The following is a 12,738-nucleotide window of genomic DNA, read 5'->3' on the forward strand; positions in this document are numbered from 1 at the left end:
AGGGACAGGGAGGGCGTCTCCGTGTCCCGCAAGAGACCCAAGAAGGTGTCCAAACCCATTATCTTTTGTGGAGAGGACTCCTGGGACGTTTTCCCAAACGATAAATCGAGGCTGTATTGCATGGATAATCTCCGCATAAATCATAAGGCCATGCCGGAGGCTTCGCCGTAGACGTGCTGGTTTCCGGCATTTCTGGGCGCTCCGGCGACCCGCGCCCCGCTCTTGCGAATACCCGATTGCGCGTCCAGCATCCGTGCCGCCGCCTCGTCCAGCATCACGTTGGCGGGCCAGCGACCGGAATCCGGGGTGTTGAACGGCGTTTCGCTTTTGCCCGCCCAGGCTCCATTTCCCGACGTGCGCCCGTAATTGTGATGCGGCGGTTCACCCTGAATCCGGCACCCGTCGATATTCAGCGCCCCGCAGCCCCACTTCAGGGCATTCGCGGCATACGTCTTTTCGCCGGGCTTGCGACAGAGCAAGACAGGCTCATAGGCGGGTTTCAGTGCTGTCCCGCAGCCCTCCCATCGCAGGCCAGAACCGCCCTTCATCTTGTCGATGTGTGCCGCGACATTGGTGGATTTTGGAAAGCCGCTGCCATACAGATACATCAGTGTATCCACCAGAATGAATCCCGCGTCTTCCAGTGCCACCGCCAGCCGGTGAAAAGTCCTGCTACCGCCGAACGCCATGAGATACGCGCCGGGCTTCATCACCCGCAGGACGGACTCCCAGGTCTCCGGGCGGAAAGCCACGTCGCCGCCGTCCCAGGTCTGGCCCATGAAGCCTTTGTCGGTGCCCACGCGATGCCGTCCATACGGTGTCGTACCACCGTCTCCCGGTTGTCCGTAGCACTTTCTGGCAGACCCGCCCCGCGAGTTCTGCGTCAAGTGATACGGCGGGTCGCAGAGCGCGGCGTCGAAATGGTTGTCAGGCAGCGTCGGCAGAATGGATAACAGATCACCGACATGAATATCGTGGCTCGACACTGCCATCAAAAAAGCTCCATTTGTTGAGTTGGTTGTAAATGATCCGGTTCCAACCCACGAAGCCGCACATCGCCGGACTTTGCGCCTCGGCGTTGCTTCGCGCCCCGCTGGGGTTTCGCCGGCTGATGCAGGCGGGCCTCCGCCAGAGGCACATAGTCCGGATTGGCTTCGATGATCTCCCAATCCCGGCCCAGGGCCTTCGCCACCATTGCCACGGTGCCGGATCCGCCGAACGGGTCCAGCACCGTGGCCGGAACCGGATCATGGGACGGGCAGCCGCATCCGGCTCTCCACCCCACAGTACGCAAGGCAGCGGTTCTGGGCGTTTCTCCGACTTCCGACAGATGTTTCCTCGCATCGCGTGACTTGCCCTTGTGAAAAGTGGACCCGCAATAGGAATCCGGCACCTCTCCCGGAGCACAACACTCCCGCACCACCTCGCGCACCCAGGGCTTCCCGCAATGGGGACAGACGCCCGCTTCCGATGTGCCCGCCCGGATGCACGGTTCCACCAAATCCGGCGGCATGACGGCGAAGTGGGCGCCCTTGTAGGGTTTGGTGGAAATGGTCCAGACGTCGCGTTTGTTGCGCCCCGCCGGGTGCAGGGCATGCGACAGGTCGGTTGCGATTGTCTGTCCACCGGGTCCGTCGCTCCATTTGTGCTTCGCGGCGCGTCCACGCCCGATCCGGGCCACGGACTCCGCGGCGTGCGGCTCCCGGATCGCGAGGTGATCGTAGAAATACCGCGCAGACGGCGTGAGCAAGAAAACCATCTCGTGGGAACGGGTCGGGCGGTCGGTGACCGATTCCGGCATGGCGTTCCCCTTCATCCACACGATATCCGACCGCAGCCACCAGCCGTCCGCCTGCAGGGCGAATGCAACCCGCCACGGAATCCCCATCAGATCTTTGGGTTTGATGCCGGGCTGGTCGCGGGGACGCAAAACCACACTACGCCTGGCGAGCAGTTTTTTGTCGATGTCTCTTCTGGTCCCATGGTTGCCGGCGGCGTAGCTGTCCCCCAGGTTCAACCATAAGATGCCATCCGGGCGCAGCACCCGGCGCAATTCCCGGAAGACCTGCACCAGATGCCCGATGTAGAGTTCCGGCGACGGCTCCAGTCCCAGGCACCCGCGCCATGCCCCGCACTTTCGGCAAAACTGGCCGTGCGCGTGCTTCTGGTCACCCCAATCGTGCTCGCACTCCCGGTACGCTTCCGGGCTCGCACCCTGCAAAGGGTCCGCGTGTGCGGGAACGGACATCTCCGGCATCCCGGCCATGGGCGCGTACCACACCGGCTCCCAGATCACCGGCTCTAATCCGTAGTCGCGTAGCCCGTAATACGGCGGACTGGTGACCGCGCAATGCACGGCATGATCCGGCATTTCGCGGAGGCGATCGATGGCGTGTCCGATACGGATCATTCGCGCCAACCATTGCCTGATGAATACAGGAGCGCGCAGGTTCTGAATGCGTCATCCAACGATGAAGCGAAAATGTGGCGGGTGGACCCGGGTCGCAAGCCCAGAACGCCGACAGGAAGATTCTGGAGGGATCCGCGCTGTTTGGCGACCAGCAACAGGATGCTGAGACCTTGGTCAACAAGATTGCAGAGTTCTTTCCCTTTCTTGCCGTAAACGGCACACAAGGTGTCGTCGCGGATGAGCCGGTGCGCCTCGATCCCCCCAACCGCATCCCCTTGCGCAAGGGCGCCCACGAAAAACTGGTCCAGCGCTCCGGCGACTGGCTCCAGAACGACAGGGCAGACATGGGTGTTAGGCGGATTTTTCATCAATTTTCCTCTCTTATGGGCGGTGAGATGTCGCTCTTTATCCTGATGTGAATCTGTGATTTGCAGTTATTGTGCAATGCTTTGAGCTCATAGACGGTTCCTGCAATAAAGCATGAAAATGCGGCGAGCAAAGCCACTATAAATTGCAGAGTAAATTTAAGTGCTCTGAACATTTCTGATTCCTTTGCGTTAGCTTACACCGGCTTTCCTCTTGGGTGCGCTCGCTGTAAACGGGCATCCACTGAAAAGATGCACTTCTGGAGAGAGGAGGTAAGAAATGGCTGTCATTGCCCTGCTCTCGCCCAGTCCTTTTCAAATTGCGCCTGCAACGTGGCAATATCAGACCCGTTTAGCACCAGGCCCATCTCCCGATTCGACTCCAGACTCGTTTCCGTGAAGTTCTCGCTGCCCACAAAAGCCAACTGATTGCCGACAATCATTTTGGCGTGCATGTAGATCGGCTTCTTTGGCAGGAACCGAACTTGACAACCGTGGCTGCGCAGAAATTCCACGTCCTGTTTGTCCTTCGCGTTGATGCTGGCCGGCAGGATCAGCCGAAGATCCGCGCCCTTCGCCGCCAGGGCATCGAGGATCGGACGGTACGGCCCAAGCTCTTCCGACTCGACACCAACGGGTCCGGGCTGGTTGATGACCTGGAGCATCTGTCCGGCTGAACTCCCAGGAGAAAGGACGAGAACCCGATGAGCAGAGGCGGGTGCTCTCCGGTTGTTCCAGTCGGCATTGAATACTGCGTTTGCCGCCGCAACCACGGCAGGATTTTGGGTGACATAGAGGTACTCCCGGTTCTTGTGGAAGGCCGACCAATCCATATTGGCGGTGCCGATCTCACACTCGTAGTCGTTGCAGGCGTACTTCGCATGATAAAAGGCGTACCGGTCGCCGTGACTGGTGAAGCGGGCAGGCGCCAGATGCAGGGTGGCGCCCGTCGCCTCGATCTTCCGCTCTTCCTTCTGGACTTGCCACGGCTTCATGCCGTAGGGCTTGCCCTCGATAATGACACGGACGTCCACACCCCGCGCATGGGCGGCACGCAAGGCCGACAGGATGGGCCGGTCAGACAGGTAATAGACGCCGACGGACACCTCACGTCGGGCTTGCTGGATGACCTGGATGATCGGCGCGGGGCCAGCTTGCGGTTCGATAGACAGCATGATTACTTCTCCCTGGGCATTGTGGGCTTCGGCCATTTTTGCCTACGCACACGCAGTTCGATGTCAGCGCCGCAGTGTTTGCACAGCCCCGTTGTCTTGGCACAATTCAGACAGAGAGCATCGGTATTCGTACTGCCATAGGTTTGCTCCTCCCCGCAACACATGCACGGCTCTACGGTGATGGCGTGCCCACCTATGCGGCTGCCGTAGTAACACATCCGGCACAAACAGGATTGCACCCGATTGTGCTTCTCCGGGTCATGCTCCAGCTTCAATATGCGTTCTGGGTCGCAACGAAGCATTCTCTGCAGGTTTTCGGCGTCCTGTTTCTTTGTGTAAACCGATGAAATCATAATATTTCTCCTCAAGTGTGCCGCCCCGTTAAAGGCCGAGCGGCAATGCGTTTACAAAATGACTAACTCCGCGCCACTTTCACCCGATAACCGCCCATTGGAATCACCGTCGATTGTCCATGGGCTAAATGCACCATTTCGTTCTTCTGCATAACACTTTTCAGAGCTAACTTGCAGACTCGATTTCTGATTCCATCGCCTTGAATTCAGATACCGAAGACCTAATCGCATCCCTTAACAAGTCGCTTGACTCATTTTTGATCTTCTCCGTAACAACCGGCCCAGGCTTATTGAAATTGTTTGGATTGAAAACATACATTGCCCGAGCGATTGAATCGCCCAGACCAGAAGCTGAACTGGTGTCAACAGTGCCATTACTAAATTGCGTAAACCACCCAGCAGCAACACGTTTAAGATCGAAAACCTCATGCCTCGACAGCTTGCTATATATATCAGCGATAACGTCTGCGCTTTCAGGATACATATCCATTGCGACAATCGCACAAAGCCGAATCGGAGCAGTGGTAAAATACTTGCTGGCTGATGGCGCATTCAAAAGAAGAGACTCAATATCTTCACGCAACGCCTCATAATATGGCAACATGCGTGCAAACGACGGCTTTGAATCGGATTCGCACATCCGTACAGCTATACGAACAATGGCCGCTGCGGATGGCGATGTTCTCAACACATCATAAGGACTGCGGCGCTCTCCTTGATCAATTACATTGAACGCTCTCGGATCAACGTTCTCGAACAGTAACATCGGAACACTAACACCAGACTTCAAAACGGCTTTCAACCTGTGTTGGCCGTCTATCAGTATCCCATTCTTATCAACAGCGATCCCTTGATGTGTGTATATCCATTCACCGTTTCTCATGGAACGAGAAAGGTTTTTAACAGAAGTGTTACGAATTTTTCTGTTATCAACATTGTATTCCAAGAGGTTTCCCGCCACCTCAGGCGTCACCAGTATTGTCCTGCACTTTATTTCATCAATTTTAATGCCATTAGCAACCATAAATCACCTTCCTTTTGCCGTGTGCCGCCCAGTCCAATTCTGGGCGGCGTTTGCGTCATGCCGACCGCAGGTCATGCCGACTGCAAGTCGTCACCCAAACCGATACATCAACCCCACGCCCATGACCGGCCACCACTGATAACCGCTGATCTTGCTGTTCAGGCTGGCCTGCTCGGACTGCACGTCGCCGGCCAACTGCGGATTGGCGGCGGCGCCCGTGGCCGTGAGGCTCACGTTGGGAGCGCCCTCGTAGATCGCCCCGACATTGGCGGTAAGGGTCAACCGCCCACCGTCCATGGGATCACCCCAGCCGATACCGACATAAGGCGCCGCGCCGTTGAAGTGGGTCTTGCCGGTCAGACTGCCCACCTGGCTTGCCGTATACGTGTGACCATTGAGCGTATAGGTGCCACCGGTCGGAGTGCCCGTCACGCTGAAACGGTTCTGATTGATGAACAGGCCCGCCGTAAGGTTGAAGTTGCCCTGGAAGGGGAACCAACTCACCGTGATGGGCTCACCCTGCAGGTTGACCCCGGCACTGTAGCGAACATTGTTGGTATGGAGGCTGTCGTGCAGATGCAGGTAGTCAAAGCCCACATTGAGGTTCAGCGTCTTGGGAATGATGGCCGTACTGCCCTGGATGCCAACGCCTTCGGTGCCGACGCCAAGGCCCGCGGCGAAACCATGAAAGGGAAGGGGAGAAGCCTCTGCGACGCAAGCGGAAAAGGTCAGAAGGGAAGACACGGCAACAGCGATGGAAATGCGGGAAAAGTTCAACTCGATCACCCTATGTAAACGATAGAGAGTATAAGATAGCGTTAGTAATGGTCCGTGTCAACATCGCCAGGCATGCGCCTGATCTGCCCACCGGGCGTGTGTAAGCGGTCGCTGAACGACGTTCTTCCCTTTTGATGCTGGATTTTCGACCATGCTCTCATCTTTTAGAGGCAAGGATGCTGGGATCATGGATAACCAAAGGGAAACTGCCGTTTCAGAACGGGCCTGGGGGTGGCAGCAACGGGTGCGTGCGCAGGAAGAATCCGGGCTTTCTGTCCGCCAATTCTGCGAGCAGCAGGGTTTGTCCCTGCCGCAGTTCTATTATTGGCGGCGACGTCTGCGGGAGAGTACCCCTGCACCGGGTGCGACGGATTCCGCAGACCTGACCTCCGCCTTCGTTGAATTGGGGTTGGCCGGGCTGTGTCCACCCAAAGACCCGGTGGCTCCCCTGGAAATTCGCCTGGATCTGGGAGGTGGCTGTGTACTTTCGATCCGGCGGGGGTGAACGATGTTCTTTCCCGAGGGGCGGATTCGAGTCTTTATTTGCCGGGTACCGGTGGATATGCGCAAGTCTTTCGATGGCCTTTCTGCCTTGGTGCGCCCGACCTTCGCGCAAGATCCTCTATCCAGCCACTGCTTCGTCTTCGTTAACCGCAGGGCTACACAGATGCGGGTGCTGTATTGGGATCGAACGGGGTACAGTCTCTGGGCCAAGCGACTGGAACGGGGGCGATTCTGGGACTGGCGTACGCCACCGGCATCGGAGTTGGATTGGACACAACTGAAGCTCCTGCTAGAGGGTATCGAAGTGGGTCGGCAGCGTCACCGATATCATCGGCAAGCATCAGAAAACCTTGCAGAAATAGCCGGATAGTGCTATGATTTTGCAATGGAAATGGCAGAAATCCCAGTCCCGAGAACCTATCCCGAAGCCCTCGCCGCCTGGCAGCTTCAGGTGCAGATCAATGCCGAAATCCAAACCAAACTCCAGGCCCTGCAGCAACAACTCGATTGGTTCCGACGCCAGCTTTTCGGCCAGAAAAGCGAACGGCGGGTTCCCCCGCCTCCTGTAGAGCAGCTCAGTCTCGGCCAGGAGTTTGCAACGACCGAAGAAACACCCGCTCCCGCCCGATCCGTTGCTGCCCACAGCCGAGCCCATGCCAGGCGGCCAGAAGATCGGGCCGAATCCCTGTCCTTCTTCGACAAGAGCCGGACTCCCGTCGAAGTCATCGCCCTCCCGGCTCCCGAGATCGCAGGTCTCGATCCCAGCGCCTACGAGATCATCGATACCAAGATCAGCTATCGCTTGGCCCAGCGCCCCGGGAGCTATGTCGTCCTCCAGTACGAGCGCCCCGTGGTCAAGTTGCGGGAGACGGGGACACTGCACACGGCTCCCGCACCCATCAGCGTCCTGGAGGGGAGCCGGGCAGATGTCAGCCTGATCGCCGGTGTGCTCCTCGACAAGTTCGTTTACCATCTGCCCCTCTATCGGCAACACCAGCGGATGGCCGCCGAGGGACTGCGGGTCAGTCGCTCCTGGCTCACCGGCATCGTGCAGGAGGCCATCTTTCTCCTGTCGCCGATCTATGAGGCCCAGTTCGAGAGCATTCGCCAATCTCGCGTGCTGACCATGGACGAGACCCCCATCAAGGCGGGCCGCCGGGAACAGGGCAAGATGCACCAAGGGTACTTCTGGCCCGTCTTTGGCGATGCCCAGGAGATCTGCTTTCCCTATGCCGAAAGCCGCGGCACGATCCATATCCGGGAACTATTGGGCCCGCTGTCCGCAGGTACCGTACTGCTGAGCGATGGCTATGCCGCCTATACCCGTTTCCAGAAAGAAACGGAGGGGCTGATCCATGCCCAGTGCTGGGCTCATAGCCGGCGGGAGTTCGTGCGCGCCGAGGCCCATGCTCCCGAAGCGGTGGCCGAGGCTCTGGAGCAGATCCGAGAGTTCTACCGCGTCGAAGAGGAGATCCGCAGCCAAGGATTGGGCGGCGAGGCCAAGCGCAGGTATCGCTATACCCATAGCCGCCCCCGGGTGGCCCAGTTCTTCCGCTGGGTAGAAAGGCAGTTGACGGACAGCGCCTTCCTGCCCAGCAATCCCTTCACCAAGGCCCTGGGGTATGTCCACAGCCGCAAGGGACCACTGCAGCTCTTCCTGGAAGAGCCCGACGTCCCCATCGACACCAACCACATCGAGCGCCAGATTCGGCCCATTCCTTTGGGCAGAAAAAACTGGCTCTTCTGTTGGACCGAACTCGGCGCCCAGCACCTGGGCATCATCCAGAGTCTGCTCAGTACCTGCCGACTGCAGGAGATCGATCCCTACGACTATCTCGTGGACGTCTTGCAGCGAGTCAGTCGGCACCCGGCCAAAGACGTAGCGCAGCTCACTCCGCGACTTTGGAAAGAGCGCTTCGCGGATCATCCCCTCCGCTCTGACCTGTATCGCAGCCAGCAGCGTCACTAAGCCAGGCCACGCGGCACCGAGTCCAGATGTCAGCATCCGCTCCCACGGGCGCCGAAGGGACAAACTCTCCATGACCCTACTTTCTCCCCAACGAGAAGGCCATGATTGGCAATTATATCTCGATTGGGAAGAACGCCGCACAGAGAACGCTTACCGCATACAGGAGTGGTGGCGCTGCCCGACCATCGGCCGTCCGCATCAACGGACTGGGGCAGCGCGCACTACCCGCCCAGATTTCCGTTTTGGGCGCGAAGTCGGCAAAGTTCAGGCTGTGCAGGATGGGCCGGCGGATGTTTTCGTACAGGTGCCCGGGCAGACTACCCAACAGGGCTTCCACCGTGTTGACGGTTTCGAGGTAGGCCACATACCCGGCATTATCGAAGAAGTTCTTGACGATCTTGACCCGCTCCGTGAGGAGATCTTCGTCCTGCCCACGCAAGACCACGGTCAGCGTGAAAAAGCCAAACTTCACCGCACCCTCCCGTGCCTCGTTGACGCCCTGCCTGGCGTCCAGCGCGAGGTTGGTGGCGTGATCGTCCGCCGCCAACTCGCTTGGCGCTTCACCGGAGAGCTTTTCGCCTATATGTGCCTTGAGGCTCGTGCGACTGCCAAACCACTTGCTGCGAATCTTGCTCATGTCCTGCACGGCGTCCGCCTGATCCAGAGGCAAGAACCGAATGGTGTAGCGCAGCGGAAAGGGCATGGAATGCAGGTGCTCCAGCATTTCCGGGTAGGTTTCGTTCGGGTACCCCACCGCCGTCACTACCCGGATGTCTTCTCCGTCGATGGAAGGCTCCAGCCCGCCCACAAAATCGTGATGGCCCACCAGGGCATCCAGATAGGCGGGGATGCGCGGCGCGTTGATTCGGTGCTTCTGGCCGGTCAGGCATTCATGCACATGGGTCAACAGCCCATCCGCATCCAGAGCCCGGACCCGGTAGTTGCGCCGGAAGATGCCCAGGATCACATCCATCGGCTGCCGGAAGCGGGCCATCAGATCCGAGAAACGGTCTTTTTCTGAATCCTGTTCCAGGCGCCCGGCCTTCTTTTTCACCAGGCCCTGACCAATGGCCGCTTCGGCGTCCGTGGGAATGCGCCAGGTCAGCACATAGTAGTAGCGACTGGTGAAATGGTGTGATTCGCCACCATACTGGGCGCGTCGCTCCAGGTCGATCAGCGACGCGACGGGAGAGCGGAAAGCGTTGTCCGCTTCCGGGATATATCCCTCAGCCGGCTCCCGGATGGCCGTCACATGCACACACCAATCGGTGCCCAAACGGGCCAGTCCGTTGTTCCAGGCAGCGGAAAGCGCGTCGAGATCATCAGCAGAAAGGCTCTCCAGGTCTGGCCCTCCATAGGAGAATCCCGCCATAACCGACCCGTCCTTCTGCAGTGCCACCGCCATCTCGCCAACATCCGTGGTCCAGTTATCCACCAGAAAGGCGATATTCAACAGGTCCGGCAGGCCCTGGGCCTTGTCGCGGTATTCCTTGAGATTGATCACTTGGCCTTGCCTCCCATGAGTTTTGCCAGAATCTTCATTACGCCACCCGTTGCCGCACTCTGGGTTTGCTCTTTGGGGGCGCGATACCGTACCGGGGCATACGCGCTTGCCCGTCCGGGATAAAAGGTTTGCTGGCTCCAGTGCCTGCGCACCACCCCCAGAGATTGCGGGTCCTTTTTGGCGAGCGACCGCAGAAAGGTCTGGCCGACCGCGCCGACCACCAGGCCCACCGGGATGTACCAAAGGGAAATCAGAATGGGTATAGACAAACACAGGAACCACAAAGCAAAGGTCGCTTCCCGTTCACCCCCCGCGACCAGCATGGGCCGCACTAATGCCTGGTGAATGGGCAGGCGGCGAGAAGTCGCCGCCATGGCTTACAGCCCCACGACGTGCAGGGCGTGGGAAGCCATCAACCCCATCACGCTGGCATGGCCCATGGTGGCGCCGCCAGTGATGCTGGTGGCGAGGCTTTGGGCGTTCGCCATCGCAATACCACCGACCGTAGCGCCCAGCCCGATCATCATTGCCTTCTTGTGCTCACCGCCATGCCACCAGGCCAACGCCATCGAGGTCACGCCACCCGCCGCCACCAGACCGCCCATGTCCTGCATACCCGTCAGGACCGTATTCATCTGCCCGGTGATCGGGGCAAAGACCCCGCCGGATGTAGACGCGAATACCAGACCTGGGGCGGCCGCCAGGGTGGCACCCACAACCCACTTCTTGAGAGAACGGCGCAGCTTCATCAGAATACTCCTTTGCAAAGGTATCACTGCGTCCGGGTATAGATCGGTGGAGGTCTGGTATACCCTAAGTGGGGCATGGGAGAATCGCCGTGCGGAGCCAAGCCGATTCGCGCGTCCTTAATTCTTGCGCGACCGGCGCAAGCGCCGCTGGCCGGTTCACAGGCCACAAGCCGTCCTGGTCAGGAGCGTCCCGTCACGCCCTCGACGGGGCGCTGTGGCACACTCACATCTACCGTGAGTGACGGCAGCCATGCGGCACTGCGCGCGCCTGCACTCCCAGCTTGCGGGGTCACTGCGAGCGGATGCAGTACACCACGCTACCTACTGGGGAAATCTCCAGGCTCGCCGCGTGGGAGCGCGAGGCTTTCTTGCTTTGCCCTCTGCTGTTTGCTATAAGATTACCTATGATTCCCAAAGAAAAAGCTTCCGAAATCGTTGAACATCTGCAAGAGGCTTTGCGGGTTGGCATTGATGAATTTTCGCTTCGGCGAATGGAGAATGAAGCGAGGACGTTGCTGGACATCGACCAGATTATGTCGAGGGTCGCCTTGGGTCTTGCATCGGCTTTGCGTAAAGACGAGGCGGGGGTTCATCACCACTTTCAGTTAGCGGTATCAGCATCCTCTGGAGAAGCCAGCATTTTGGGAATGTGGTGTGGGGCTCTTCAGTATTTAGGGGCGTTTGCGGAGGCTCATGCCATTATTCAGAATCAGGTAAAAAAGCATCCTGAAAACGCCGGGATAGCATTCATTGCCATGCAGCTGGCCATACGCCTTACGCGCATCAGAGAGGCAGTACAATACCTTGCGCTTGCCCAAAAATCCGGATTAGACAATCGTGACATAACAATTGTTCAGAGGCTTGTTGATAACGGTGTTATTAAGAAACTCGACAAGATTCATGTCACAGATGAGCAGTTGCAATGCGCTACCGTTGTGTTTTTGGAAACATTGATCAATTTTCGGCTAATGCCAGACTTGATTAGTATTGAAGCGTCTGATGATCCGGATGATGTTTCACTCCCGATACTGACGTATCGCATTACGATGGCCGGAGGGCCGGAAACTATCGCAGACGCAATTTGTGACACGATTGTCAAACTCAATTCCGAACCAGAGATTCGGGAAGATATTTTTTCAGTTATCATGTACACGGTGGAGCATGTCAATCACGCCTGATGACTTGATAGGATTGGCAAGGGAACTGGAAAAGTCTAATCGTCAGCCACCCCTTCCTAAGAGCAACCGGGACGTGCGGGATTTTCTGGCGCTTGATCCGCAGCGCCTGGCGCGGATTACCGCTCAGGCAAAAGCCCCGCTGAAAGATGCCGCAGCCGTGAACAGCACCCGCTGGGCGCTCTGGCGGGGATTGAAGGCTACCGGCCTCAACGTGGGGGTCGGTACCGGCGCTCGAACGAAGTGGAATCGCAAGCGGTTTAGCATCCCCAAGGCGCACAGCCTGGACGCGGCTTGTGTGGGCCGGCTGGATGCCGTACAGGGCTGGCAACAGCCGGTGCTATCCATCAAGGCTACCGGTCGTGGCAGCTACCAGCGCACGCGCCTCTCAAAGCACGGTTTTCCGCGCGGCTATTTGACCCGGCAGAAGCAGCACTTTGGGTTTCAGACCGGGGATATGGTCAAAGCCTTCGTTACCACGGGCAAGAAGACGGGGACCTATCTGGGTCGCGTCGCTGTTCGTGCCAGCGGCAGTTTTAATATCCAGTCCGCGACAGGGCTGATTCAAGGCGTTCATCACCGCTTCTGCACGTTGGTTCAGCGTGCAGACGGCTATGGATATGCGTTCACCAAGATAGCCAACACCCAAGGAGATGCGGGATCAGGGGCGGCTTGCGCCGCCGCGCTATCCCTCCCCGGCCTGAACGCCGGGGTTTCCCGCACAAACCGATGA

Annotated in this window: 14 protein-coding genes and 1 pseudogene; 6 read left to right on the forward strand and 9 right to left on the reverse strand. The window is 58.4% G+C overall.

From position 1 onward, the window contains the following. Positions 1-140 precede the first annotated feature (140 nt). From AB4090_RS04845 to AB4090_RS04855, 3 genes and pseudogenes are all read right to left on the reverse strand, one after another. Positions 141-992, reverse strand: a complete 852-nt coding sequence (locus AB4090_RS04845) for a hypothetical protein (protein WP_369572739.1) — start codon at positions 990-992, stop codon at positions 141-143. Then, on the reverse strand, positions 992-1,432 hold the full coding sequence (locus tag AB4090_RS04850; protein ID WP_369572868.1) for a DNA methyltransferase: 441 nt from the start codon (positions 1,430-1,432) through the stop codon (positions 992-994). The genes AB4090_RS04845 and AB4090_RS04850 overlap by 1 nt, the downstream gene beginning before the upstream one ends. 36 nt (positions 1,433-1,468) lie before the next feature. Next, a pseudogene (locus AB4090_RS04855) lies at positions 1,469-2,410 on the reverse strand (site-specific DNA-methyltransferase); the annotation flags it as partial. Positions 2,411-2,484: 74 nt separating this feature from the next. On the opposite strand from AB4090_RS04855, the gene AB4090_RS04860 reads away from it, so the two are divergent. Beyond that, the gene (locus tag AB4090_RS04860) at positions 2,485-2,829 is read left to right on the forward strand and encodes a hypothetical protein (RefSeq protein WP_369572740.1); all 345 of its coding nucleotides are present in this window, start codon (positions 2,485-2,487) and stop codon (positions 2,827-2,829) included. Positions 2,830-3,062: 233 nt separating this feature from the next. Here AB4090_RS04860 and AB4090_RS04865 read toward each other — a convergent pair whose 3' ends face one another. The 3 genes from AB4090_RS04865 to AB4090_RS04875 all read right to left on the reverse strand — a co-directional run bounded on the left by AB4090_RS04865 (position 3,063) and on the right by AB4090_RS04875 (position 6,071). Continuing rightward, complete coding sequence (locus AB4090_RS04865; protein ID WP_369572741.1) at positions 3,063-3,950, reverse strand: phospholipase D-like domain-containing protein; 888 nt, start codon at positions 3,948-3,950, stop codon at positions 3,063-3,065. 519 nt (positions 3,951-4,469) lie between these two features. Next, the gene (locus AB4090_RS04870; protein WP_369572742.1) at positions 4,470-5,327 is read right to left on the reverse strand and encodes a hypothetical protein; all 858 of its coding nucleotides are present in this window, start codon (positions 5,325-5,327) and stop codon (positions 4,470-4,472) included. Positions 5,328-5,417: 90 nt separating this feature from the next. Continuing rightward, a complete protein-coding gene (locus AB4090_RS04875; protein ID WP_369572743.1) occupies positions 5,418-6,071 on the reverse strand; it encodes a hypothetical protein in 654 nt (217 codons plus the stop codon). Between the two features lie 220 nt (positions 6,072-6,291). Here AB4090_RS04875 and AB4090_RS04880 point away from each other — a divergent pair, with 220 nt between their 5' ends. Genes AB4090_RS04880 through AB4090_RS04890 form a run of 3 tightly spaced genes read left to right on the forward strand, consistent with a single transcriptional unit; the run spans position 6,292 to position 8,577 of the window. Then, positions 6,292-6,609 (forward strand): hypothetical protein, encoded by a 318-nt coding sequence (locus AB4090_RS04880; RefSeq protein WP_369572744.1) that lies wholly within the window; start codon positions 6,292-6,294, stop codon positions 6,607-6,609. Between the two features lie 3 nt (positions 6,610-6,612). Continuing rightward, positions 6,613-6,978: an IS66 family insertion sequence element accessory protein TnpB gene (gene tnpB, locus AB4090_RS04885; RefSeq protein WP_369572745.1), complete on the forward strand. Its 366-nt coding sequence runs from the start codon at positions 6,613-6,615 to the stop codon at positions 6,976-6,978. 21 nt (positions 6,979-6,999) lie between these two features. Then, the gene (locus AB4090_RS04890; RefSeq protein ID WP_369572746.1) at positions 7,000-8,577 is read left to right on the forward strand and encodes an IS66 family transposase; all 1,578 of its coding nucleotides are present in this window, start codon (positions 7,000-7,002) and stop codon (positions 8,575-8,577) included. Between the two features lie 112 nt (positions 8,578-8,689). Here AB4090_RS04890 and AB4090_RS04895 read toward each other — a convergent pair whose 3' ends face one another. From AB4090_RS04895 to AB4090_RS04905, 3 genes are read right to left on the reverse strand one after another with little or no spacing between them, the layout of a single operon-like run. Continuing rightward, positions 8,690-10,081 (reverse strand): hypothetical protein, encoded by a 1,392-nt coding sequence (locus tag AB4090_RS04895; RefSeq protein ID WP_369572747.1) that lies wholly within the window; start codon positions 10,079-10,081, stop codon positions 8,690-8,692. Beyond that, complete coding sequence (locus tag AB4090_RS04900; protein ID WP_369572748.1) at positions 10,078-10,455, reverse strand: VirB3 family type IV secretion system protein; 378 nt, start codon at positions 10,453-10,455, stop codon at positions 10,078-10,080. The genes AB4090_RS04895 and AB4090_RS04900 overlap by 4 nt, the downstream gene beginning before the upstream one ends. A 3-nt stretch (positions 10,456-10,458) precedes the next feature. After that, positions 10,459-10,830, reverse strand: a complete 372-nt coding sequence (locus AB4090_RS04905) for a conjugal transfer protein TrbC (RefSeq protein WP_369572749.1) — start codon at positions 10,828-10,830, stop codon at positions 10,459-10,461. A 404-nt stretch (positions 10,831-11,234) separates the two neighbouring features. Here AB4090_RS04905 and AB4090_RS04910 point away from each other — a divergent pair, with 404 nt between their 5' ends. Both AB4090_RS04910 and AB4090_RS04915 read left to right on the forward strand, forming a co-directional pair. Beyond that, complete coding sequence (locus AB4090_RS04910) at positions 11,235-12,008, forward strand: hypothetical protein (RefSeq protein WP_369572750.1); 774 nt, start codon at positions 11,235-11,237, stop codon at positions 12,006-12,008. Next, on the forward strand, positions 11,992-12,738 hold the full coding sequence (locus tag AB4090_RS04915; RefSeq protein ID WP_369572751.1) for a hypothetical protein: 747 nt from the start codon (positions 11,992-11,994) through the stop codon (positions 12,736-12,738). Before AB4090_RS04910 ends, AB4090_RS04915 begins: the two co-directional genes overlap by 17 nt.

Source organism: Acidithiobacillus sp. IBUN Pt1247-S3, from assembly GCF_041146875.1.
GTDB lineage: Bacteria > Pseudomonadota > Gammaproteobacteria > Acidithiobacillales > Acidithiobacillaceae > Igneacidithiobacillus.